The sequence below is a fragment of the Klebsiella sp. 4_1_44FAA genome, assembly GCF_000238715.1.
Lineage (GTDB): Bacteria > Pseudomonadota > Gammaproteobacteria > Enterobacterales > Enterobacteriaceae > Klebsiella > Klebsiella pneumoniae.
This window is the reverse complement of sequence record NZ_JH414803.1, coordinates 19906-42139: the sequence shown is the minus strand read 5'-3', so window position 1 is coordinate 42139 and position 22234 is coordinate 19906. Positions and strand designations below refer to the sequence as shown.

The following is a 22234-nucleotide window of genomic DNA, read 5'->3' as shown; positions in this document are numbered from 1 at the left end:
CACCATGAATAACGCCTTTAAAGACGCCTTAAAAGCGGGCCGTCCGCAAATCGGCCTGTGGCTTGGGCTGTGCAGCAGCTACAGCGCCGAACTGCTGGCCGGCGCGGGCTTCGACTGGCTGCTGATCGACGGCGAACATGCGCCCAACAATGTACCAACGGTGCTGACCCAGCTGCAGGCCATTGCGCCCTACCCCAGCCAGCCGGTGGTGCGTCCGTCGTGGAACGATCCGGTGCAGATCAAACAGCTGCTGGATGTCGGCGCGCAAACCCTGCTGGTGCCGATGGTGCAGAATGCCGAAGAGGCGCGGTTGGCGGTCAGAGCCACCCGCTATCCGCCAGCCGGCATCCGCGGCGTCGGCAGCGCGCTGGCCCGCGCCTCACGCTGGAATCGCGTCCCGGATTATATCCACCGGGCCAATGACGCCATGTGCGTGCTGGTACAGATTGAGACTCGCGAAGCGCTGAAAAATCTGCCGCAGATCCTCGATGTCGACGGGGTAGATGGTGTGTTTATCGGCCCGGCGGATCTCAGCGCTGATATGGGCCACGGCGGCAATCCGCAGCACCCGGAAGTGCAGGCCGCCATTGAAGATGCCATCCAGCAAATCCGTCAGGCCGGTAAAGCGCCGGGGATCCTGATGGCCAATGAACAGCTGGCGAAACGCTATCTCGAACTGGGCGCGCTGTTCGTCGCCGTCGGCGTCGATACCACCCTGCTGGCCCGCGGCGCAGAAGCGCTGGCGGCCCGGTTTACCCACAACGCAACCACCACAACCGATAACAATAAATCCGTCTATTGAACGGATAATGTGGAGCGCAACATGACTACCTCTACCCTGCAACACAATGATAATAAAGCCGTTGAAGTAGAAAACCGAGTGATCAAAAAGCTGTTCCGCCGCCTGATTACCTTCCTGTTTGTTCTCTTTGTTTTCTCATTTTTGGATCGAATTAATATCGGCTTTGCCGGTCTGACGATGGGTAAAGATCTCGGCCTGACCTCCACCATGTTCGGCCTGGCGGCGACGCTGTTCTACGTCACCTACGTGCTGTGCGGGATCCCCAGCAATATCATGCTGGCGAAAGTTGGCGCGCGCCGCTGGATCGCCGGGATCATGGTGGTCTGGGGGATCGCCTCGACCTGCACCATGTTCGCCACCAGCCCGCATACGCTGTACATCCTGCGCATGCTGGTCGGCATCGCCGAAGCCGGTTTTCTGCCGGGGATCCTCGTCTATCTGACCTGGTGGTTCCCGGCCTACCATCGCGCCCGCGCCAACGCCCTGTTTATGATCGCCATGCCGGTGACCATGATGCTCGGCTCGATACTTTCCGGCTATATTCTGGCACTCGACGGCCTGTGGAACCTGAAAGGCTGGCAATGGCTATTTCTGCTGGAAGGCCTGCCGTCGGTGGTGCTCGGCGTCGTCACCTGGTTCTTCCTCAACGACACGCCGGATAAAGCCAACTGGCTGGATAACGAAGAGAAACAGGCGCTGAAGGCGATGATCGATCGCGAACGGGAACATGCGGCGATCGTCCCGGCTTCGCCGCGTTCCACGCTGCGCGAAGTACTGACGCCAGCGGTGCTGATGTATACCCTCGCCTACTTCTGCCTGACCAATACCCTCAGCGCCATTAATATCTGGACGCCGCAGATCCTGCAGAGCTTCAACACCGGCAGCAGCAACATCATGATTGGCCTGCTGGCGGCGATCCCGCAGTTCTGCACTATTTTCGGCATGATCTGGTGGAGCCGCCGATCCGACCGCCGCAAAGAGCGCAAGATGCATACCATCCTGCCCTACCTGTTCGCCGCGGCGGGTTGGCTGCTGGCTTCGGCAACGCACCACAGCCTGATCCAACTGATCGGCATTATTATGGCTTCGGTGGGATCCTTTACCGCGATGGCCATTTTCTGGACCACCCCGGATCGGGTGATCAGCCTGCAGTCGCGCGCGGTGGCGTTGGCGGTGATCAACGCTATCGGCAACGTCGGCTCTGCCGTCAGCCCGCTGTTGATCGGCATTTTGCGTGATACCACCGGCAGCTTTAGCTCCGGGCTGTGGTTTGTCGCCGGATTACTGATCGTCGGCGCGCTGGTGCTTACCCGCATTCCAATGAGCCAGCGTGAGGACGCCGCCGCGCCGGGATTAGCGGCGCAAAAAGGCCACTAAGGAGCGGGTATGTGCCAGCATTCCATCGCCAACATCGACATCAATAAAGATTACGACGAGAGTCTGGGTACCGAAGAGGTGCACTACCAGTCGTTCTCCCGCATGGCGGCCTTTTTTGGCCGCGACATGCAGGCGCATCGCCACGACCGCTATTTCCAGATGCACTACCTTGATACCGGACAGATTGAGCTGCAGCTTGATGACCATCGCTATTCGGTGCAGGCGCCGCTGTTTGTGATAACGCCGCCCTCGGTACCGCACGCCTTTATTACCGAGTCCGATAGCGATGGCCATGTGTTGACGGTCCATGAGGAGCTGATCTGGCCGCTGCTGGAGGTACTTTATCCCGGCACGCGGGAGACCTTCGGCCTGCCGGGGATCTGCCTGTCGCTGGCGGATAAACCCGACGAGCTGGCGGCGCTGGCCCACTACTGGCAGCTGATTCGCCGGGAATCTACCGCCCAGTTGCCGGGGCGGGAGCATACCCTGGCGCTACTGGCGCAGGCGGTCTTTACCCTGCTGCTGCGTAACGCAAAGCTCGACGATCACGCCGCCAGCGGGATGCGCGGCGAGCTGAAGCTATTCCAGCGCTTTAACCAGATGATCGACAGCCACTACCATCAGCACTGGACGGTACCGGATTACGCCAGGGAGCTGCATCTGACCGAATCGCGGTTGACCGACATCTGTCGCCGCTTCGCCAACCGTTCGCCGAAGCGGCTGATATTCGACCGTCAGCTGCGCGAGGCGAAGCGCCTGCTGCTGTTTTCCGATAGCGCGGTCAATGAGATTGCCTGGCAGCTGGGGTTTAAAGACCCCGCCTATTTTGCGCGCTTTTTTAGCCGCCAGGTCGGCTGCTCGCCCAGCAGCTACCGGGCGCAAAAAGTACCGGTTTCGTAATACCCCGGCGGCGCTGCGCTTGCCTGGGCTACAGACCGTAGGGCGGGTCAGCGCCGCGCCAGCCGGTAAAAGTTGCAGAGATCACAAAATTCACTCCCGCCTGAAAAGTACCCGCCGTTGTCGCAAACGTCCCTTCACGACAAGCGCCATAACCGCTTCAATTAAACAACAAAAACAAAACATATATTTAACATTATTATTCCGATAAATACTGAAGAGGCCCCTATGAAACCTGAAGATTTCCGCGCCGACGCGAAACGCCCGTTAACTGGCGAAGAGTATTTAAAAAGCCTGCAGGATGGCCGCGAAATTTATATCTACGGCGAGCGCGTGAAAGACGTCACCACGCATCCGGCCTTCCGTAATGCCGCGGCCTCCGTCGCTCAGCTGTACGATGCGCTGCACAAACCGGAGATGCAGGATTCCCTGTGCTGGGGCACCGATACCGGCAGCGGCGGCTACACCCATAAATTCTTCCGCGTGGCGAAAAGCGCCGACGATCTGCGCCAGCAGCGCGACGCCATCGCCGAATGGTCGCGCTTAAGCTACGGCTGGATGGGCCGCACCCCAGACTACAAAGCCGCCTTCGGCTGCGCGCTGGGCGCCAACCCGGCGTTTTACGGCCAGTTCGAGCAGAACGCCCGCAACTGGTACACCCGCATTCAGGAAACCGGCCTGTACTTTAACCACGCTATCGTCAACCCGCCGATTGACCGCCACAAGCCAGCTGATGAAGTGAAGGATGTCTACATCAAGCTGGAAAAAGAGACCGATGCCGGGATCATCGTCAGCGGCGCGAAAGTGGTCGCCACCAACTCGGCGCTGACCCACTACAACATGATCGGCTTCGGCTCCGCACAGGTGATGGGCGAGAACCCGGACTTCGCGCTGATGTTCGTCGCGCCGATGGATGCCGAAGGCGTCAAGCTTATCTCCCGCGCCTCCTATGAGATGGTCGCCGGCGCGACCGGATCGCCGTACGACTATCCGCTTTCCAGCCGTTTCGACGAGAACGACGCGATTCTGGTAATGGATAAGGTGCTCATCCCATGGGAGAACGTACTGATTTATCGCGACTTTGACCGCTGCCGCCGCTGGACCATGGAAGGTGGTTTCGCCCGCATGTACCCGCTGCAGGCCTGCGTGCGCCTGGCGGTAAAACTGGACTTTATCACCGCCCTGCTGAAACGCTCTCTGGAATGTACCGGCACCCTCGAATTCCGCGGCGTGCAGGCCGACCTTGGCGAAGTGGTGGCGTGGCGCAATATGTTCTGGGCGTTAAGCGATTCTATGTGCTCGGAAGCGACGCCGTGGGTCAACGGCGCATGGCTGCCGGATCACGCCGCGCTGCAGACCTATCGCGTGATGGCCCCGATGGCCTACGCCAAGATCAAGAACATCATCGAGCGCAACGTCACCAGCGGCCTGATTTATCTGCCGTCCAGCGCCCGCGATCTGAACAACCCGCAGATCGACCAGTATCTGGCGAAGTACGTGCGCGGCTCCAACGGTATGGACCACGTTGAACGTATCAAAATCCTCAAACTGATGTGGGACGCCATCGGCAGCGAATTCGGCGGCCGCCATGAACTGTATGAGATCAACTACTCCGGTAGCCAGGATGAAATTCGCCTGCAGTGTCTGCGCCAGGCGCAGAGCTCCGGCAATATGGACAAAATGATGGCGATGGTCGACCGCTGCCTGTCCGAGTACGACCAGAACGGCTGGACGGTGCCGCATCTGCACAATAATGCTGATATCAACATGTTGGATAAGCTGCTGAAGTAATTCACAGCGGGAGGTCATAATGCAATTAGATGAACAACGCCTGCGTTTTCGCGATGCCATGGCCAGCCTGTCGGCTGCGGTTAACGTTGTCACCACCGCAGGCGAAGCCGGCCGCTGCGGCATTACCGCCACGGCGGTATGCTCGGTGACGGATACGCCGCCATCGGTGATGGTTTGTATCAACGCCAACAGCGCGATGAACCCGGTGTTTCAGGGTAACGGCAAGTTGTGCATCAACGTGCTGAACCACGAACAGGAAATCATGGCCCGTCATTTCGCCGGGATGACCGGGGTGACGATGGAAGAGCGGTTTGCCCTCAGCGGCTGGCAGCAGGGCGCGCTCGGGCAGCCGGTGCTGAAAGGTTCGCTGGCCAGTCTCGAAGGCGAGATTAGCCAGGTGCAAACCATTGGTACCCACCTGGTGTATCTGGTGGAGATCCGCAATATTACCCTGAGCCCGCAAGGGCACGGCCTGATTTACTTTAAACGCCGTTTCCACCCGGTGATGATGGAAATGGAAGTCGCAGTCTAAAATCCGCGCCCAGGTTTACTTATCGCCCGATACGTAAACCTGGCGCTTAATATGCGTCATCTCACCCGCCAGCCTTATTCAACAGCGCGACATGAAGCCCAATCAAAACGTCCACCGCCGCGGAAATTTTGTTCCCGGTAGTCAGCAGGTAATGTTAAGTGCCAGCCTTTTCGCCTGGCGGTACAGGCAATAACCGGAAATTGCGAATAATCTATAGCGTCATGAATAAATTGTTGTTTACCTATATTTGTTAAAAAAGCGTCTCCCCGATTCCAGATGGCTTTTTTTAACTTGATATTCCAGGTCTGATAGCTTTCACCAGCAATTGTATAACCTTCACCTTCAGGCGCTTTTTTGGTCCAGTCAATCTCGCCGCCATCGTATAAATATTGCCATACAGCATAGCGTTCAAGGGTAAACTGGCTGGGTAAAGTACTGACATTTTTAGAATCGATTTTATCGAGTAATTGCGGATTCGCTAACAGTAGCGCCATGGCTTTATGCATGTAACCCAACATAATATCGGGATGTTCGGGCACTCCCTCTTCTGCTTCAAACAAAGAGATATAAGCGAGATAGAGCGCATCATCACGCACTTTTTGACCGTTCGCCGCGGCGTTGGCGACGATTTTCGCCGCCCGATATTGTAAACTTCCCCAGGATTCCTCACCGCTAACAGGCCTGTAGCGATTATTGTATTTTTCTCCCGTCAGGTAGCCCTGAGCTGCATTTAAATCGTTAGCGTTTAACGCCGATTTAGCGCGCTGATGGTCGGATAAGGTCATTATATTGCGCCCCGTATTTCTGGCAATATAATACGACTGACGACAATCAGAAAGGATCATAACCATAATGACCATGGCAATACTTCTAAAAAAAATCTTATATATTCTCACCGTTAAGTCCTTTAATTTATTTATAAATATAATGTTTGGAAACTTGTCTCGGTTCGATGTATAGCAAAACGGTTACCCGACCTTTTTTATAAGTACGTTGCCAGGTTGAACAATTTTTTATTTTATTCAGATCTAATCTTTTATTATACCACTCCTGCTGTTTTGCAATGCAGGCGGAAAGACTTTGATAGAATTTCCCTTTTTCTGCAATGAACTCTTCTTTGATTGTCGCTGGCCCATATTCTCGATCAAGAACCTTAACTTCCTCATTATATAAGGCGAGTGCTTCCCGGCCATCATCAACTTTATAGGCCTGCTGACTGGAATCAACATCAGCGCTAACAAAAACACTTTTCAGCCCTTTATTCTTATCAAAATAAAGCTTCATCTCCTGATATTTCAACGCCCCCACTTCCTGGGGAGTCAGCGTTGAGATAATCAGATCCGGGTCTTTTCCGGCATAATTGATATCTGATACCTCCAGAGAATATAAAGGCGTGTTTCTGGCCTCATCGTAACTCATCCCCCAGCGCAAATTATAAGGGGCTGCCGGCTCATCAACAGCCTGATGTATCTCTCTTGCATGAGCATATGTTAAGTAAAAAGCACTGGCGATGATCATTATCTTTACAAATTTCATAACTCGAATTCCCTTTGTTAAACGCTATCCATACGACATGGCAAAGTCAGCATAATATCAAAATACCTCTACTTGAAATAAAGATAGTGATCTGCGGGTGATAAAAATCGTTATCCTCAGTTTGAAAGCATATCTTTGAGATGCGCAGAATAATATTGTGAGCTTAATCACACATTTACGCGCTCTCGTACTCATATCTAACCGCTTACCCCCGCAAGTAACCGCTTAACCCCCTATACAACCACTCACCGATTTACCCAACTTTACGCGCGCGCTGTTCTGGCAAGATCGAAGGCAGCCTAGCTAATCAATACCTCCATCAACCCTAACTTAAAACCAGACGGCTTCGGCCAATTATTCATCTAATTAACGCCAGGTTTTACTATGGATACCAAAAAACTATTCAAGCACATACCCTGGGTGATTCTCGGAATCATCGGGGCATTTTGCCTCTCAGTCGTCGCCCTACGCCGCGGTGAGCACGTCAGCGCCCTGTGGATCGTCGTCGCATCGGTTTCTGTGTACCTCGTCGCCTACCGTTATTACAGCCTGTACATCGCGCAGAAGGTGATGAAGCTTGACCCGACGCGCTCCACGCCGGCGGTCATTAATAACGATGGCCTGAACTATGTGCCAACCAACCGCTACGTGCTGTTTGGCCACCACTTTGCCGCGATCGCCGGCGCTGGCCCGCTGGTTGGCCCGGTACTGGCCGCGCAGATGGGCTATCTGCCGGGCACCCTGTGGCTGCTGGCCGGCGTGGTGCTGGCGGGCGCGGTACAGGACTTCATGGTGCTGTTTATCTCCTCGCGGCGTAACGGCGCCTCGCTGGGCGAGATGATTAAACAGGAGATGGGGCCGGTTCCGGGCTCTATCGCCCTGTTCGGCTGCTTCCTGATTATGATCATCATCCTCGCGGTGCTGGCGCTCATCGTGGTGAAAGCGCTGGCGGAAAGCCCGTGGGGCGTGTTTACCGTCTGCTCGACGGTGCCTATCGCCCTGTTTATGGGGATCTACATGCGCTTCCTGCGCCCAGGCCGCGTCGGTGAAGTGTCGGTTATCGGTATCGTGCTGCTGGTGGCCTCTATCTGGTTCGGCGGCGTGATTGCCCACGACCCGTACTGGGGCCCGGCGTTGACCTTTAAAGATACCACTATCACCTTTACCCTGATTGGCTACGCGTTTATTTCCGCCCTGCTGCCGGTATGGCTGATTCTGGCACCGCGCGATTATCTGGCCACCTTCCTGAAAATCGGCGTGATCGTCGGCCTGGCGCTGGGGATTGTTATCCTCAACCCGGACCTGAAAATGCCGGCAGTGACCCAGTACATTGATGGTACCGGTCCGCTGTGGAAAGGCGCCCTGTTCCCGTTCCTGTTTATCACCATCGCCTGCGGCGCGGTCTCCGGCTTCCACGCGCTGATCGCCTCCGGTACCACGCCGAAGCTGCTGGCCAACGAAACCGATGCCCGCTTTATTGGCTACGGCGCGATGCTGATGGAATCCTTTGTTGCAGTCATGGCGCTGGTCGCGGCCTCGATTATCGAACCGGGTCTCTACTTCGCGATGAACACCCCGCCGGCGGGCCTGGGCATCGTCATGCCGAACCTGCATGAAATGGGCGGTGAAAACGCGGCGATGATCGCAGCGCAGTTGAAAGAAGTCACCGTCCACGCGGCGGCGACCGTCAGCTCCTGGGGCTTTGTGATTTCACCTGAGCAGATCCTGCAGACGGCGAAAGATATCGGCGAACCTTCGGTACTGAACCGCGCTGGCGGCGCGCCGACGCTGGCCGTCGGTATCGCCCACGTATTCCATAAAATCATCCCGATGGCGGATATGGGCTTCTGGTACCACTTCGGTATCCTGTTTGAAGCGCTGTTTATCCTCACCGCGCTGGATGCGGGTACCCGCGCAGGCCGCTTTATGCTGCAGGATCTGTTGGGTAACTTCGTGCCGTTCCTGAAAAAAACCGACTCGCTGGTCGCCGGGATTATCGGTACCGCCGGCTGCGTCGGGCTGTGGGGCTACCTGCTGTATCAGGGCGTGGTCGACCCGCTGGGCGGCGTGAAGAGCCTGTGGCCGCTGTTCGGGATCTCTAACCAGATGCTGGCCGCCGTGGCGCTGGTGCTTGGCACCGTGGTGCTGGTCAAGATGCAGCGCACCAAATATATCTGGGTCACCGTTATCCCGGCGGCATGGCTGCTGCTGTGCACCACCTGGGCGCTGGGCCTGAAGCTGTTCAGCAGCAACCCGCAGATGGAAGGCTTCTTCTTTATGGCTCAGCAGTATAAAGAGAAGATTGCCGCCGGCGGCGAGCTGACCGCGCAGCAGATCGCCAACATGAACCATATCGTGGTCAACAACTACACCAACGCCGGCCTGAGTATTCTGTTCCTGGTGGTGGTGTATAGCATCATCTTCTACGGCATCAAAACCTGGCTCAATGTCCGCAACAATAAGGTGCGTACCGACAAAGAGACTCCGTATGTGCCGGTACCGGAAGGCGGCGTGAAGACCTCGTCACATCATTAACCCTGATGCCGGATAGCGCTACGCGTATCCGGCCTACCAAAAGCGCATTAACGTAGGCCGGATATGGCGCTAGCCGCCATCCGGCTTTATTCGTTATCTGGAACTTATAATGTTTGGTAACTTAGGTCAGGCAAAAAAATATCTCGGTCAGGCGGCAAAAATGCTGATTGGCATTCCGGATTACGACAACTACGTCACGCATATGCAAACCAACCATCCGGATCAGCCGTACATGACTTATGAAGAATTCTTCCGCGAACGCCAGCAGGCCCGCTACGGCGGCGACGGCAAAGGCGGCGTACGCTGCTGTTAATGGAGGCAATAATGGCACCGATTGCAGTCACCCTACTCACCGGTTTTCTCGGCGCAGGAAAAACCACCCTCCTGCGCCATATCCTCAATGAGCAGCACGGTTTCAAAATCGCCGTGATTGAAAACGAATTCGGCGAAGTCTCCGTTGACGATCAGCTGATCGGCGACCGCGCCACGCAGATTAAAACCCTGACCAACGGCTGTATCTGCTGTACACGCTCCAACGAACTGGAAGACGCCCTGCTCGATCTCCTCGACAGTCGCGATCGCGGCGAAATCGAGTTTGACCGGCTGGTGATTGAATGCACCGGCATGGCCGACCCGGGGCCGATTATCCAGACCTTTTTCTCCCATCAGGTGCTCTGCGAGCGCTATCTGCTGGACGGCGTGATCGCCCTGGTTGACGCCGTCCATGCCGACCAGCAGATGGATCAGTTCACCATCGCCCAGTCGCAGGTCGGCTACGCGGACCGGATCCTGTTAACCAAAACCGACGTCGCCGGCGACACCGAAAAGCTGCGTGAACGGCTGGCGCGCATTAACGCGCGGGCGCCGATTTATACCGTCATTCACGGCGATATCGATTTAAGCCAGTTGTTTAACACCAGCGGTTTTATGCTGGAAGAGAAGGTTGTCAGCGCCACACCGCGCTTTCATTTTGTGGCAGAAAAACAGAATGACGTCTCGTCGATTGTGGTCGAGCTCGACTATCCGGTGGATATCAGTGAAGTTTCACGGGTAATGGAAAATCTGCTGCTCTCCTTCGCCGAGCAATTGATGCGTTATAAAGGCATGCTGTGGATCGACGGCGAGCCAAATCGCCTGCTGTTCCAGGGCGTGCAGCGCCTCTACAGCGCCGACTGGGATCGCCCGTGGGGCGATGAAACGCCGCACAGCACGCTGGTGTTTATCGGCATTCAGTTGCCGGAAGAGGAAATTCGCGCGGCGTTTGCCGGGTTACGACGCTAACCTGCCCGCCTGCGCCCTAAGGCGCAGGCCCCCTTCTCTCTGAGACCTCGTCAAAAACAGGGACCAAACGTCGGCAGCGCGTCGAAAAATGTAAAGCAACGTTTTAATAAGTAACAGTAGAAACATTTTTGGAAATTATAAGAAACTGAATGAATAGGCCCCTTAATAATTAATGACTGCTCTGTTCAGTTTCTGTTTAGCCCACCAATTAAACCACGGCTAAACAGGCTAAATTTGCTGATTGACCTCGCCGTAACCCAACGTCATTACAACATTTTCAAAACACCTTCCTGACAAAACCAGCATAAAAAATCGACGTAAGTCACATTTGCAGAGGTAAACATCGCTTGTTAAGGTGCCCTCAGACAACTTTATTGACGAGGAGTAAACCATGAGAAAGCTTAACATCCTTATTCTTGCAGCCCTGACCGCGGTCTCTGGTTCCGCCATGGCGGTGGGGTTTACCGTTGAACAGGGTAAAAACTTCACTAATCTGAATATGGAAATGGGTAAATCCTCTTCTGGCCTGTACGCCGAAAGCCACTGGCTGAAGAATACCGATGATGGTAGCCAGACCGGCGGTGTGGGCGCGGGTTACAACCTGGAAGTGGGCCCGGTGATGCTCAACGCCGGCGCGAAAGCCATCTACCTCGGGCCGAAAAAAGGCGATAACGGCGTCGCGTTTCCGGTCGGCGGCGGAGTGAACGTGGCCCTGACCGACAGCATCCACGTGTTTGGCGAAGGGTATGTCGCGCCGGATGGTCTGAACAACAGCGTGAAAAACTATGTTGAAGCGAACGGCGGCGTGAGCTGGTCTCCGATTGGTCCAGTGACGTTGAAAGTGGGTTACCGCCATGTGAGCGTTGACGGTAAAGAGGGTCGCCCGAACCACACCCTGATTGATGGCGCCTATGTGGGCGGCGGGGTCACCTTCTGATTATGATCAACGCCCCGCGATAAAGTTAAGGTGCGCTGAGCATTAGCCATAAAAAACCTGCCGAATGGCAGGTTTTTTTATGGCCGGGTCATAGGCTTAGCGGCGTACCACCACCAGCTTCTGGTTCACAAACTCTTTGATGCCGAGATCGGAGAGCTCCCGTCCGTAACCGGAACGCTTCACGCCGCCAAACGGCAGCTCCGGCGCGGTATCGGTGAGCCAGTTGATATAAACCATTCCGGTTTCAATGGCGGAGGCCATCCGTTTGGCGCGTTCGATATCCTGACTGAACACCGCGCCGCCCAGACCATAGTGGGAATCATTGGCCAGCTGGATTGCCTCCTCATCGTTTTTCACCACGTAGATCTGCGCCACCGGGCCAAAGAACTCTTCGAAGTACGCCGGATTATCACGGGTGATACCGGTCAAAATGGTGGGTTCAAAGAAATTGCCTTCTCGAGCCACCGCTTTGCCGCCCAGATGCAGCTTAGCGCCATTTTTCACCGCCTCGTCCACCTGTTTGCTTAGGGTATCCAGCGCATCTTTGGAAGAGAGCGGCCCCAGCGTGGTGCTTTCATCCAGCGGATCGCCGATTTTCACCTGGCGAAACGCCTCGCTAAATTTTGTCAGGAACGCATCCGCGATATTTTCGTGCAGGATAAAGCGCTTGGCAGCGGTACACACCTGGCCGGCGTTGTTCAGCCGCGCCTGGACGCCGATTTTCACCGCGCGCTCCAGGTCGGCATCGTCCAGCACGACAAACACATCATTGCCGCCCAGTTCCAGCGTTGATTTCTTAATATGCTTCGCCGCCTGCGCCGCCACCACGCTGCCGGCTTTCTCCGACCCCGTTAGCGCCGCGCCCTGCACGCGATCGTCGGCGATAATCTTCGCCACCTGATCCTGGGAGATAAACAGGTTAGTCCACGCCCCCTCCGGAGCGCCGGCCTCACGCACCAGATGGGCAAAGGTCTCCGCGCAGTGCGGCACAATGCTGGCGTGTTTGGCGATAACCGGGTTACCGGCCGCCAGGTTTGGCGCAAGGACGCGCATCAGCTGGTAATAGGGGAAGTTCCACGGCTCCACCGCCAGTAAGACGCCAATGGGATGGTGCTCAACCCAGGCTTCACCCAGTTCGGAGGGATACTTCACCGGCGCCAGGAACGATTTGGCGTTATCGGCGTAATAGCGGGCGATCTGCGCGCAAAGTTTCACTTCGCCGCGGCTCTGCTTAATGAGTTTCCCCATCTCCTGGCTAGCGATTTTTGCCAGCTCCTCCGCCCGGCTATCGATCAGATCCGCCAGCTTATGCAGTACCGCCAGCCGCGGTTCAATATCGCCTTTTGCCCAAGCAGAATGGTAGAGCGCATCCGCCTGCTGCAGCGCCGCCTCCACATCCGCATCGCTGTGCGCCGGGTACGTTTTAATAAGCTGATTGTTCGCAGGATTCACCGTCTGATAGGCCATATCGCATGTCTCCTTGTTATCGCTACTAAGGCAGTCAAAAATGCCGTTAAGGATATTAAGGGTAGTCGAGATGGCTGGCGATGCGGGTAAAGTTAGGTATATCCGGAATATTCCATAAAGAGGCTAACCGGGGCGACCGTCAGGCCGCCCCGGCGTTATTAATGCGCCAGCGCGGCGATCTCGTCGGCGGTCAGGCCGGTGATTTTCACCACCGTCTCGCGGGCAATGCCGTCGGCCAGCATCCTCTGGGCAATGCGCAGCGCCTCGGCATGCTGTCCTTCACGCTTGCCTTTTCTGCGGCCCACTTCCTGTAATCTTTCAGCAATAGTCATCAATCTCTCCCTGTGCTGAGGAACCCGTTGCGCCACTTCGTGGATAAACCGGCCAAAGCGGCGCGCGTTGCCAGTCTGCAGCAGATAATTAAACAGCGTTTTTAGCTGTCTGTCATTAGCGTCCCCGCTAAGTAAAATCGTCGTCAGTTGCTCAACAATGCCCATTAAATCGCGCTGGCGAATATGCTTCTGTATCAGCTCGAGTAATGCCACGCGCCGGTGGCGAACGATCTCATCGTCGGGGATCACCGTGACATCCACCAGCGGAAAGGGCGAGATATAAAGCTCACTCGCCAGCTGTGGATCGGCAAAACAGTCCAGCCAGTTGAGTGACCACGGGTATGGCGTGGTCGCTCCGTGATAGAACAGCATCGGCACCACCAGCGGCAGTTTTGTATGACCGCCATCAAGATGGCGCTGCATCGCGGCGATGGCGTAGCGCATCAGGCGGAAGGCCATCTGCGCATCCGGCGAGCTCTGATGTTCGATAACCACATAAATGTAGCCCTCGCCAGACGCGGTTTTGAGTGACCACAGCACATCGGAGTACCAGGCCCGCAGGCTCTCCTCGATAAAGCTTGCCGATTCCAGCTGTAAGGTATCGAGGTCGCAGCGCTGACGCAGCGCAGGCGGTAGATGGATCGCCAGAAAATCGCGCGCGGTGTCGGCCTGAGTGAGGAACTGTTTAAACACCGCATCATGCGGCGTCGAGGTGGTGCCCTTTGCCATCGGCTCATCCCTGCCTGCTTATCCTGCAGGGACTCTACATCCCATGAATGTCTCTGGCACCCCGGAAACCGGGATTTTACATTCCGCTACGAAAACATATTTCCCCGGACTGCAAGCGTGACATCCTTTTTCGACGCGGTACGCAAATCCAGGCGGGCGACAGCCTCGGCGCAGCATGCTATAAACGGCTTATCCCCGCAGCAAAGGCCAAAGCAGTGAACCATACCCGAGATATTCCCCAAACCTTCTGGCGAGACGATCGTCTGCCGTGGCTGGAGCTGCGCAGCACCTGGCGCAGCCGCCAGGCCTATAAGCGCCACAGCCACCCCCAGCTCTCGGTGGGGGCGATTATCGAGGGGGAAACGCGCTGCCTGTGCGCTGGCCAGGAGTACCTGCTACAGCCCGGGGATCTGATCGTGATCCCGCCGCACGCGCCGCATAGCTGTAATCCGCTGCATGACAGGCCGCGCAGCTATCACATGCTTTACCTGGACGCGACATGGTGCCGCGCGCAGCGCCCGGATATTCCCCCTGGCGCCAGTATCACCTCGCCGCAGCCGCTGCTGCGCGACAGCCCTCTCTTTGCCAGTTTCCAGCAGGTTGTCGCCCTGATGAACCGCGGGAGCCTTGAACAACTGCCCGCCCGGCTGGCGCAACTCCTGCACGCGCTGCCGCTGTGCGCCGCCGCGCCGCAGGCGCCACATCACGCCAGCGCCCTGCTGTTTCAGCGCCTGGCGATGGATCTGCCGGCGTCGCCGTCGCTGGATAAGCTGGCCCACGACAGCGCGCTTCGTAAAGAGACCGTTATCCGCGCCGTGAAACAAGATACCGGCCTGACGCCTGCCAGTTTGATCAACATGGCGCGCATCGAATATGCGAAAACGCGCTTACGCGCCGGGGATCCTATCGCCGACGTTGGCTATCAGGCTGGCTTTGCCGATCAGAGCCATTTCCATAAAACCTTTGTCAGCTATACCGCCGCCACGCCGCGGCAGTATGCGCAAAGCAGATCAATATCTGACAATAAGTAATACGCCACCTGGCGTAGGGTGGCCTCTGCACCATTATCGAGGCCACTATGCATACCTTATCGACGCTCTTTCCCGCCGCCTTCCCGGCGTTAGCCCTGTCCCACTTTGTCGCTCTGCTCAGTCCGGGCCCTGATTTTTTTCTGCTGGTCGGCTACGCCGTGCGCTACCGGATCCGCGGCAGCATCGGATTGTGTCTCGGCATCGCCGCAGGCAATGCGCTGTATATTGTGCTCGCCATCGTCGGCTGGGGGCTTCTGCGCCAGGCGCCGCTGCTTTTTTTGCTCATCGAGCTGCTGGGGGCGGGCTATTTATTGTGGATTGGCAGCCTGCTGATACGCAGCCGTCCCGCGACGCTGGCGATGGAGAGCGTTCGCGCAGCGCGTCCGGGGTTCGGCAGGCAGCTGCTGCTGGGGCTGGGGTCATCGCTGCTCAACCCCAAAAACGCCCTGTTTTATCTGGCGCTGATGACTTCCCTGCTCGGGCCGGCTGTAACCCTGCTTCAGCAAACGGTGAGCGGGCTGTGGATGGTCAGCGTGGTGTTCTTCTGGGATTTACTGCTGGTGAGCGCGATTGCGCTGCCGCAGATACAGCGCCGCCTGGGCGCCATCGTCTGGCGAGTCGAGCGGGCGGCGGGGGCGATCCTGATGCTCTTCGGCCTGGGGATTATCTGGCGATTTTTGCACGACCTCGCCGTCAGGCTATATGCTTAAGCATATGGAAAAACTCGCTGAACTGAAACGCGCCAAACTGCTGGCGCTGTCGCTGCTGCTGATTGCAGCCGCCATTTTTATCACTACCCTCGCGCTACCACCGTCGCCCTGGGTCGGTGCGCTAAAAGCTATTTCCGAAGCGGCGATGGTCGGGGCGCTGGCCGACTGGTTTGCGGTCGTGGCTCTGTTTCGCCGTATTCCGCTGCCCTTTGTCGCCCGCCATACGGCGATTATTCCGCGCAATAAAGACCGCATCGCCGACAACCTCGGCCGCTTTGTCGAGGAAAAGTTCCTTGATACCCCGTCGCTGGTCGCGCTGATCCGCCGCTATCAGCCAGCCCTGATGCTCGGCAACTGGTTCAGCCAGCCGGAGAACGCCCGACGGGTCGGCCAGCACCTGCTGCAGGTGATGAGCGGTTTTCTCGAACTGACCGATGACGCGCGCATTCAACGTCTGCTGCGACGCGCGGTGCATAAGGCTATCGATAAGGTCGACCTGACGCAGACCAGCGCCATGATGCTGGAGGGACTGACCCGCGACAATCGCCATCAAAAGCTGCTCGATTCGCTGATAAACCAACTGATTGCCCTGCTGCAGCGCGACAGCTCCCGCGCCTTTATCGCCCGCGGCATCGTACACTGGCTGGAGACCGAACACCCGCTGAAGGCCAAACTCCTACCCACCGAGTGGCTCGGCGAGCACAGCGCTGAGATGGTCACCGACGCGGTGAATACCCTGCTGGACGAGGTGACTCACGACCGTACGCATCAGATCCGTCAGACTTTTGACCGCGCCGTGCAAAAGCTTATCGATAACCTGAAATCCGACCCGGATATGGCGCAGAAGGCCGATAACATCAAAGCCTGGCTAAAAAATGATGAGACCTTTAACCACTATCTTGGCGAAGTATGGGGCGACCTGCGCGGCTGGGTAAAAAACGATATCAGCAGCGACGACTCACGTATTAAGCAGCGTATCGCCGAGGCGGGGCAGTGGTTCGGTGAAACCTTACTCCGCGACGACGCGCTGCGCGAATCGCTTAACGAACACCTGGAGCAGGCGGCGCACCGGGTGGCGCCGGAGTTCGCCGCCTTCCTCACCCGCCATATCAGCGACACAGTGAAGAGCTGGGACGCCCGCGATATGTCGCGGCAGATCGAGCTCAATATCGGTAAAGATCTGCAGTTCATCCGCATCAACGGTACCCTGGTGGGGGGAACCATCGGCCTGTTGTTGTGGCTGCTCTCGCAGATCCCCTCGCTGCTGCATCTGCATATTGGTTAGCAATGATACTATCCGAACAATAGCGCTGATAAATATTCCACAGGGAGGGCGAGATGATGCACAGGATTTCCCACTGGCTGAGCCGACACGCCGCCGCGCTGTTCTTCCCGGCGGCGTTAATTCTGTATGATTTTTCCGCTTATCTCACTACCGATCTGATCCAGCCGGGGATCCTGCACGTGGTGCGGGATTTCAATGCTGATGTGGCGCTGGCTCCGGCCTCGGTGAGCCTGTATATGGCCGGCGGCATGGCGCTACAGTGGCTGCTGGGGCCGCTCTCTGACCGGATAGGACGGCGTCCGGTGCTGCTCACCGGCGCGCTGATTTTCACCCTCGCATGCCTGGCGACCCTGTTCACCACCTCCATGACGCAGTTCCTGATTGCCCGCTTCGTGCAGGGCACCAGCATCTGCTTTATCGCCACCGTCGGCTACGTCACCGTACAGGAGGCCTTTGAGGAAAAAAGGTCGATCAGGCTGATGGCAGTGATCACCTCCGTCGTGCTGGTGGCGCCGATCGTCGGCCCGCTCTCCGGCGCGGCGCTGATGCATTTCATCCACTGGAAAGCGCTGTTCGGCATTATCGCCGCCATGGGATTGGTGGCCTGGCTCGGCCTGCTGTTGACCATGCCGGAGACGGTGCGCCGCGGCGATGTGCCGTTCAGCCCCCTGGCGTGCTGCGCGATTTTCGCAACGTCTTTCGCAACCGCATCTTTTTACTCGGCGCCGCCACGCTGTCGCTGAGCTATATTCCGCTGATGAGCTGGGTGGCGGTATCGCCAGTGATTTTAATGGACGCCGGCGGACTGACCACCAGCGAGTTCGCCTGGAGCCAGGTGCCGGTCTTCAGCGCCGTTATCATCGCCAACCTGTCGGTGGCGCGCTGGGTAAAAGACCCTACCCGCCCGCGCTTTGTCCTCAGCGCGGTGCCGGTACAGATGCTCGGCCTGGCCATCCTGATCGCTGGCAATCTGGTATGGCCCCACGTCTGGCTGTGGTCGGTGCTCGGCACCTGCTTCTACGCCTTCGGCATCGGGCTGATTTTCCCGACGCTGTTTCGCTTTACCCTCTTTTCCAACGACCTGCTGAAAGGCACGGTCTCCGCCTCGCTGAATATCGTGATCCTCAGCGTCAGCGCGTTATCAATTGAAGGCGCGCGCTGGCTGTGGTTCCATGGCGGCAGACTCCCCTTCCACCTGTTGGCGGTGGCCGCCGGGATTGTCGCCGCCTGCTGCCTGGCCGGACTGTTACGCCACCAGCGCGGACAAGCGGTGATCGAAGCCCGGCAGTCGTGAGCCCTTTTACGGAGAAAGCCCCATCATGAATGACATTGAACTCAGCCAGGCGCAGCGCGACCTGCTGCGCGACAAGCTCAGCAAGTACTGCGCAGAGACCTTCGACCTCGAACTGGAGCAGTTTGACGCCGAATTTTTCGTCGACTTTATCGCCAAAGAACTGGGGCCGCTGTTTTACAACGCCGGTATCGAAGAGGCCATCCGCACCCATCAGGCGTGGAGCGAGCGTATCCAGGAAGAGATGGATTTGAAAAAGGTCTATTAACACCGCGTACAGACGCAGGAGATCAATAAAACCCTGCATACACCATGGCTATAATGGCGACTCTTTCAGCATCTCCCGTGTACGGGGAAGGAAAACCATGTCGCTTATCACCGATCTACCCGCCATTTTTGACCAGTTCTCAGAAGCTCGCCAGAAGGGCTTTCTCACCGTCATGGATCTTAAAGAGCAGAACGTACCGCTGGTGGGCACTTACTGCACCTTTATGCCCCAGGAGATCGCCATGGCGGCGGGCGCCGTTGTCGTCTCGCTGTGCTCAACCTCCGATGAAACCATCGAGGAAGCGGAAAAAGATCTCCCGCGCAACCTCTGCCCGCTTATCAAAAGCAGCTACGGCTTCGGCAAAACCGATAAATGTCCCTACTTCTATTTCTCTGACCTGGTGGTTGGGGAAACCACCTGCGACGGCAAAAAGAAAATGTATGAGTACATGGCCGAGTTCAAGGCGGTCCACGTCATGCAGTTGCCGAACAGCGCCAGCGATGCCGCCTCGCGCGCACTGTGGAAAACGGAGATCCTGCGCCTGCAGCAGGTGATTGAGGCCCGGTTTGGCACGCCGATTAGCGAGGCGGCGCTGCGCGAAGCCATCGTGTTGAAAAATCGCGAGCGCCGGGCGCTGGCCCACTTTTATCGTCTCGGGCAGCTCAATCCGCCGGCGCTCAGCGGCGGCGACATCCTGAAAGTGGTGTACGGCGCCACTTTTCGTTTCGACAAAACCGCCCTGATTGATGAACTGCATGCCATGGCGGAGCGCATCCATCAGGAGTGGCAGCAGGGTAAACGGCTGGAACCTCGTCCGCGGATCCTGATCACCGGCTGCCCGATCGGCGGCGCGGCGGAAAAAGTGGTCCGCGCCATCGAGGAAAACGGCGGCTGGGTGGTCGGCTATGAGAACTGCACCGGCGCGAAAGCGACCGAGCGCTGCGTGGCGGAAGAGGGCGACGTCTACGACGCCTTAACCGATAAATATCTCGCCATCGGCTGCTCCTGTATCTCCCCCAACGACCAGCGTCTGCAGCTGCTGAGCCAGATGGTGGAGGAGTATCAGGCCGACGGGGTGATCGACGTCATTTTGCAGGCCTGCCATACCTATGCCGTGGAATCGCTGGCGATTAAACGCCATCTGCGCCAACAGCACGATCTTCCTTACATGGCGATTGAAACCGACTATTCGACAGCGGACCTCGGCCAGCTCAGCACCCGCGTCGCCGCCTTTATCGAAATGCTGTAAGGAGCTGGCGTGAACTATACGGTTGGCATTGATTCCGGCTCCACCGCCACAAAAGGCATCCTGCTGGCGGACGGCGTCATCGTGCGCCGCTTCCTCTGCCCCACTCCCTTTCGCCCCGCCGACGCCATCCACGAGGCCTGGGAGACACTGCGCGCTGGCCTCACGGAGACGCCTTTTTTAACCCTCACCGGCTATGGCCGCCAGCTGGTGGATTTTGCCGATAAGCAGGTGACGGAGATCTCTTGTCACGGCCTCGGCGCCCGCCTGCTGGCGCCGGACACCCGCACGGTGATTGATATCGGCGGCCAGGACAGCAAAGTTATCCAGCTGGACGCCGGGGGCAACCTCAGCGACTTCCTGATGAATGACAAATGCGCCGCCGGCACCGGCCGCTTTCTGGAAGTCATTTCACGCACCCTCGGCGCCAGCGTCGAACAACTGGACGCCATTACCGACGGCGTGGAACCGCACGCCATTACCAGTATGTGCACGGTGTTTGCCGAATCGGAGGTCATCAGCCTGCGGTCGGCCGGCGTCGCGCCGGAGGCGATTCTGGCCGGGGTGATTAACGCCATGGCCCGGCGCAGCGCGAACTTTATCGGCCGCTTATCGGCGCAGGGGCCGCTGCTGTTTACCGGCGGCGTCAGCCACTGCGCCGCCTTTGCCCGGATGCTGGAAAGCCATGTCGGCATGGCGGTGACAACCCATCCCGACGCCCAGTTTGCCGGGGCGATCGGCGCGGCGCTGATCGGCCAGCGCCAGCGGAGGCGCGGATGACAACGTTTCTGTTTTTATTTCACTCCACGGTGGGGGTGGTGCGGATGCGCAAAGCCATGCAGGCGGCGGGAGTGGCCTTCGAGGTCAAAGATATACCCCGCCAGCTGCGCAGCGGCTGCGGGCTGTGCATCCTGCTGGAGGGGACGGAAGCCGATGCGCGAGGCTGGATCGTCCCGGAACAGACGGCGGCGCTGTATCAGCAGAACGGGGAAGCATGGCGCTGTCTCGCCACCTTCCCACCTGCAGGTTAATCGCTCACCACAAAACGCGTCGCCGCGAAACAGTTCAGCAGGCGGTGCATGAGAAAAACCAGGGTCAGCGTCACCACCAGCGAGACCGTCACCGAGGTGATGCGGTACAGATCGCTGAACACCAGATCCTGATACGGATGCAGATTCTGGCCGAACATAATGCCGATGGTAGTGATGCTGGCGAAGCCCACCCCGGCGCCCACTTTCTCCATCACGTGGAGGCGGGCGCTGAAGGCCAGCCCGAGACCAATCAGCGGCATCATCAGGATCATGTGGTTGCTGAAATCATAGATAATCAGCTGCACCACCAGTATATAGAGACAGGCCAGCACCACCCCGACGACGCGCCAGATCGAGCTGATCACCGCCCCACGATAGTGCATCGGGAACAGGATCAGGATCCCGGCCATCAGCGCCGACAGCGAGTCGCTGAGATCGCAGATCTGAAACACCACAAAGATGATCGTCGCTACCGTACCGGAGAGCAGCGACTCATGACGGATGCGGGCGGCGTCTTTCTCAATCCGCGGCGGCGGCTTGCGCGGTTCGACGTCCGGGATCAGGTAATGCAGCAGCGCGCTCAGCGCCACGGCCATCACGCAGGCTTCCATATTGGAGAACATCAGGGTGTGCCAGTTGCTGGTGGGATAGCTCATAAAGTTGAGCATCGTGCTCTGGCACACCACCCCCATCGATCCCAACAGGAACAGCGGTCCCTGGCTCATAAAGCGGAAACGCATCACGTACAGGGCAAACACTGATCCTCTCCTCGTAATATGGACACGCGCCTAAGCGAGATTCTGATTTTCAAATTGTTCCGGGCTGAGGCCGCCACAGGCACTGTGACGACGCCAGCGATTGTAATCGCACTCAATGTAATTAAATACCATCGTACGCATATCATCGCGACTGATTAGACGCTCACCGTGGATGCACTCTACCTTCAGCGTGTGGAAAAAGCTTTCCGCGCAGGCATTGTCATAGCAGCAGCCTTTTGCACTCATGCTGCCCCGAAGGTCGTGCTGCTTCAACAGGGCCTGATAATCTGCTGAGCAGTACTGACCACCCCGGTCGCTGTGGGCTATAACCCCTTTTTGGCCGCTTACGCCGCCACAGCGCCATTTGCAGGGCATCGCATACCAGCCGGGCCGTCATT

Annotated in this window: 20 protein-coding genes and 3 pseudogenes; 17 read left to right on the top strand and 6 right to left on the bottom strand. The window is 57.5% G+C overall.

The window, feature by feature from the left end; translation table 11 throughout:
- Positions 1–4: 4 nt before the first annotated feature.
- From hpaI to HMPREF1024_RS08105, 5 genes are all read left to right on the top strand, one after another.
- The gene (hpaI, locus tag HMPREF1024_RS08085; protein WP_002887479.1) at positions 5–802 is read left to right on the top strand and encodes a 4-hydroxy-2-oxoheptanedioate aldolase; all 798 of its coding nucleotides are present in this window, start codon (positions 5–7) and stop codon (positions 800–802) included.
- A 21-nt stretch (positions 803–823) separates the two neighbouring features.
- Complete coding sequence (gene hpaX / locus HMPREF1024_RS08090) at positions 824–2179, top strand: 4-hydroxyphenylacetate permease (protein ID WP_004146927.1); 1356 nt, start codon at positions 824–826, stop codon at positions 2177–2179.
- Between the two features lie 9 nt (positions 2180–2188).
- Positions 2189–3079, top strand: a complete 891-nt coding sequence (hpaA, locus tag HMPREF1024_RS08095; protein ID WP_004177537.1) for a 4-hydroxyphenylacetate catabolism regulatory protein HpaA — start codon at positions 2189–2191, stop codon at positions 3077–3079.
- A 225-nt stretch (positions 3080–3304) separates the two neighbouring features.
- Entirely contained in the window at positions 3305–4867 is a 1563-nt protein-coding gene (gene hpaB / locus HMPREF1024_RS08100; protein WP_002887473.1) for a 4-hydroxyphenylacetate 3-monooxygenase, oxygenase component, read from the top strand.
- A 19-nt stretch (positions 4868–4886) separates the two neighbouring features.
- Positions 4887–5399 (top strand): 4-hydroxyphenylacetate 3-monooxygenase reductase subunit, encoded by a 513-nt coding sequence (locus HMPREF1024_RS08105; protein ID WP_002887467.1) that lies wholly within the window; start codon positions 4887–4889, stop codon positions 5397–5399.
- A gap of 74 nt (positions 5400–5473) precedes the next feature.
- On the opposite strand, the gene HMPREF1024_RS08110 is transcribed toward HMPREF1024_RS08105, so the two are convergent.
- Together HMPREF1024_RS08110 and HMPREF1024_RS08115 are read right to left on the bottom strand one after the other, a co-directional pair.
- A complete protein-coding gene (locus tag HMPREF1024_RS08110; protein ID WP_002887465.1) occupies positions 5474–6184 on the bottom strand; it encodes an ascBF operon repressor in 711 nt (236 codons plus the stop codon).
- Between the two features lie 127 nt (positions 6185–6311).
- Complete coding sequence (locus tag HMPREF1024_RS08115) at positions 6312–6935, bottom strand: hypothetical protein (RefSeq protein WP_004177539.1); 624 nt, start codon at positions 6933–6935, stop codon at positions 6312–6314.
- A gap of 384 nt (positions 6936–7319) precedes the next feature.
- Here HMPREF1024_RS08115 and HMPREF1024_RS08120 point away from each other — a divergent pair, with 384 nt between their 5' ends.
- From HMPREF1024_RS08120 to HMPREF1024_RS08135, 4 genes are all read left to right on the top strand, one after another.
- Entirely contained in the window at positions 7320–9470 is a 2151-nt protein-coding gene (locus tag HMPREF1024_RS08120; protein ID WP_002887454.1) for a carbon starvation protein, read from the top strand.
- Between the two features lie 109 nt (positions 9471–9579).
- Positions 9580–9783, top strand: a complete 204-nt coding sequence (locus HMPREF1024_RS08125) for a YbdD/YjiX family protein (RefSeq protein WP_002887451.1) — start codon at positions 9580–9582, stop codon at positions 9781–9783.
- Positions 9784–9794: 11 nt separating this feature from the next.
- Complete coding sequence (gene yjiA / locus HMPREF1024_RS08130) at positions 9795–10751, top strand: GTPase (protein ID WP_002887442.1); 957 nt, start codon at positions 9795–9797, stop codon at positions 10749–10751.
- Between the two features lie 391 nt (positions 10752–11142).
- Positions 11143–11688, top strand: a complete 546-nt coding sequence (locus HMPREF1024_RS08135; protein ID WP_004177540.1) for a YfaZ family outer membrane protein — start codon at positions 11143–11145, stop codon at positions 11686–11688.
- Between the two features lie 96 nt (positions 11689–11784).
- On the opposite strand, the gene HMPREF1024_RS08140 is transcribed toward HMPREF1024_RS08135, so the two are convergent.
- Together HMPREF1024_RS08140 and HMPREF1024_RS08145 are read right to left on the bottom strand one after the other, a co-directional pair.
- The gene (locus HMPREF1024_RS08140; protein ID WP_004146105.1) at positions 11785–13155 is read right to left on the bottom strand and encodes an NAD-dependent succinate-semialdehyde dehydrogenase; all 1371 of its coding nucleotides are present in this window, start codon (positions 13153–13155) and stop codon (positions 11785–11787) included.
- 158 nt (positions 13156–13313) lie between these two features.
- A complete protein-coding gene (locus tag HMPREF1024_RS08145) occupies positions 13314–14216 on the bottom strand; it encodes an Rpn family recombination-promoting nuclease/putative transposase (RefSeq protein ID WP_004211327.1) in 903 nt (300 codons plus the stop codon).
- Positions 14217–14431: 215 nt separating this feature from the next.
- Here HMPREF1024_RS08145 and HMPREF1024_RS08150 point away from each other — a divergent pair, with 215 nt between their 5' ends.
- From HMPREF1024_RS08150 to HMPREF1024_RS08180, 8 genes and pseudogenes are all read left to right on the top strand, one after another.
- Positions 14432–15247 (top strand): AraC family transcriptional regulator, encoded by an 816-nt coding sequence (locus HMPREF1024_RS08150; RefSeq protein WP_004211325.1) that lies wholly within the window; start codon positions 14432–14434, stop codon positions 15245–15247.
- A 47-nt stretch (positions 15248–15294) separates the two neighbouring features.
- The gene (locus HMPREF1024_RS08155; RefSeq protein ID WP_004177543.1) at positions 15295–15957 is read left to right on the top strand and encodes a LysE family translocator; all 663 of its coding nucleotides are present in this window, start codon (positions 15295–15297) and stop codon (positions 15955–15957) included.
- Positions 15950–17242, top strand: a complete 1293-nt coding sequence (locus HMPREF1024_RS08160; RefSeq protein ID WP_004146918.1) for a DUF445 domain-containing protein — start codon at positions 15950–15952, stop codon at positions 17240–17242. The genes HMPREF1024_RS08155 and HMPREF1024_RS08160 overlap by 8 nt, the downstream gene beginning before the upstream one ends.
- 53 nt (positions 17243–17295) lie before the next feature.
- A pseudogene (gene mdtM / locus HMPREF1024_RS0127025) lies at positions 17296–18536 on the top strand (multidrug efflux MFS transporter MdtM).
- 25 nt (positions 18537–18561) lie between these two features.
- Positions 18562–18801, top strand: coding sequence for a DUF2164 domain-containing protein (locus HMPREF1024_RS08165; protein ID WP_004146111.1), 240 nt, complete (start codon positions 18562–18564; stop codon positions 18799–18801).
- A gap of 97 nt (positions 18802–18898) precedes the next feature.
- A complete protein-coding gene (locus HMPREF1024_RS08170) occupies positions 18899–20050 on the top strand; it encodes a double-cubane-cluster-containing anaerobic reductase (RefSeq protein WP_002887414.1) in 1152 nt (383 codons plus the stop codon).
- Positions 20051–20059: 9 nt separating this feature from the next.
- Positions 20060–20827: a putative 2-hydroxyacyl-CoA dehydratase activator YjiL gene (yjiL, locus tag HMPREF1024_RS08175; RefSeq protein ID WP_002887413.1), complete on the top strand. Its 768-nt coding sequence runs from the start codon at positions 20060–20062 to the stop codon at positions 20825–20827.
- Positions 20824–21078 (top strand): DUF3343 domain-containing protein, encoded by a 255-nt coding sequence (locus HMPREF1024_RS08180; protein ID WP_002887412.1) that lies wholly within the window; start codon positions 20824–20826, stop codon positions 21076–21078. The genes yjiL and HMPREF1024_RS08180 overlap by 4 nt, the downstream gene beginning before the upstream one ends.
- Here HMPREF1024_RS08180 and HMPREF1024_RS08185 read toward each other — a convergent pair.
- Together HMPREF1024_RS08185 and HMPREF1024_RS29080 are read right to left on the bottom strand one after the other, a co-directional pair.
- Positions 21075–21836 (bottom strand): annotated as a pseudogene (locus tag HMPREF1024_RS08185) (DUF2955 domain-containing protein); the annotation flags it as partial. The gene HMPREF1024_RS08180 and the pseudogene HMPREF1024_RS08185 sit on opposite strands and share 4 nt — an antisense overlap.
- Before the next feature lie 30 nt (positions 21837–21866).
- Positions 21867–22234, bottom strand: a pseudogene (locus HMPREF1024_RS29080) (IS3 family transposase); the annotation flags it as partial.

Bases quoted from the DNA above. Each gene is read 5' to 3' on its own strand.
- hpaI (WP_002887479.1), top strand. From the start codon at position 5: ATGAATAACGCCTTTAAAGACGCCTTAAAAGCGGGCCGTCCGCAAATC.
- hpaX (WP_004146927.1), top strand. From the start codon at position 824: ATGACTACCTCTACCCTGCAACACAATGATAATAAAGCCGTTGAAGTA.
- hpaA (WP_004177537.1), top strand. From the start codon at position 2,189: ATGTGCCAGCATTCCATCGCCAACATCGACATCAATAAAGATTACGAC.
- hpaB (WP_002887473.1), top strand. From the start codon at position 3,305: ATGAAACCTGAAGATTTCCGCGCCGACGCGAAACGCCCGTTAACTGGC.
- HMPREF1024_RS08105 (WP_002887467.1), top strand. From the start codon at position 4,887: ATGCAATTAGATGAACAACGCCTGCGTTTTCGCGATGCCATGGCCAGC.
- HMPREF1024_RS08110 (WP_002887465.1), bottom strand. From the start codon at position 6,184: ATGACCTTATCCGACCATCAGCGCGCTAAATCGGCGTTAAACGCTAAC.
- HMPREF1024_RS08115 (WP_004177539.1), bottom strand. From the start codon at position 6,935: ATGAAATTTGTAAAGATAATGATCATCGCCAGTGCTTTTTACTTAACA.
- HMPREF1024_RS08120 (WP_002887454.1), top strand. From the start codon at position 7,320: ATGGATACCAAAAAACTATTCAAGCACATACCCTGGGTGATTCTCGGA.
- HMPREF1024_RS08125 (WP_002887451.1), top strand. From the start codon at position 9,580: ATGTTTGGTAACTTAGGTCAGGCAAAAAAATATCTCGGTCAGGCGGCA.
- yjiA (WP_002887442.1), top strand. From the start codon at position 9,795: ATGGCACCGATTGCAGTCACCCTACTCACCGGTTTTCTCGGCGCAGGA.
- HMPREF1024_RS08135 (WP_004177540.1), top strand. From the start codon at position 11,143: ATGAGAAAGCTTAACATCCTTATTCTTGCAGCCCTGACCGCGGTCTCT.
- HMPREF1024_RS08140 (WP_004146105.1), bottom strand. From the start codon at position 13,155: ATGGCCTATCAGACGGTGAATCCTGCGAACAATCAGCTTATTAAAACG.
- HMPREF1024_RS08145 (WP_004211327.1), bottom strand. From the start codon at position 14,216: ATGGCAAAGGGCACCACCTCGACGCCGCATGATGCGGTGTTTAAACAG.
- HMPREF1024_RS08155 (WP_004177543.1), top strand. From the start codon at position 15,295: ATGCATACCTTATCGACGCTCTTTCCCGCCGCCTTCCCGGCGTTAGCC.
- HMPREF1024_RS08160 (WP_004146918.1), top strand. From the start codon at position 15,950: ATGCTTAAGCATATGGAAAAACTCGCTGAACTGAAACGCGCCAAACTG.
- HMPREF1024_RS08165 (WP_004146111.1), top strand. From the start codon at position 18,562: ATGAATGACATTGAACTCAGCCAGGCGCAGCGCGACCTGCTGCGCGAC.
- HMPREF1024_RS08170 (WP_002887414.1), top strand. From the start codon at position 18,899: ATGTCGCTTATCACCGATCTACCCGCCATTTTTGACCAGTTCTCAGAA.
- HMPREF1024_RS08180 (WP_002887412.1), top strand. From the start codon at position 20,824: ATGACAACGTTTCTGTTTTTATTTCACTCCACGGTGGGGGTGGTGCGG.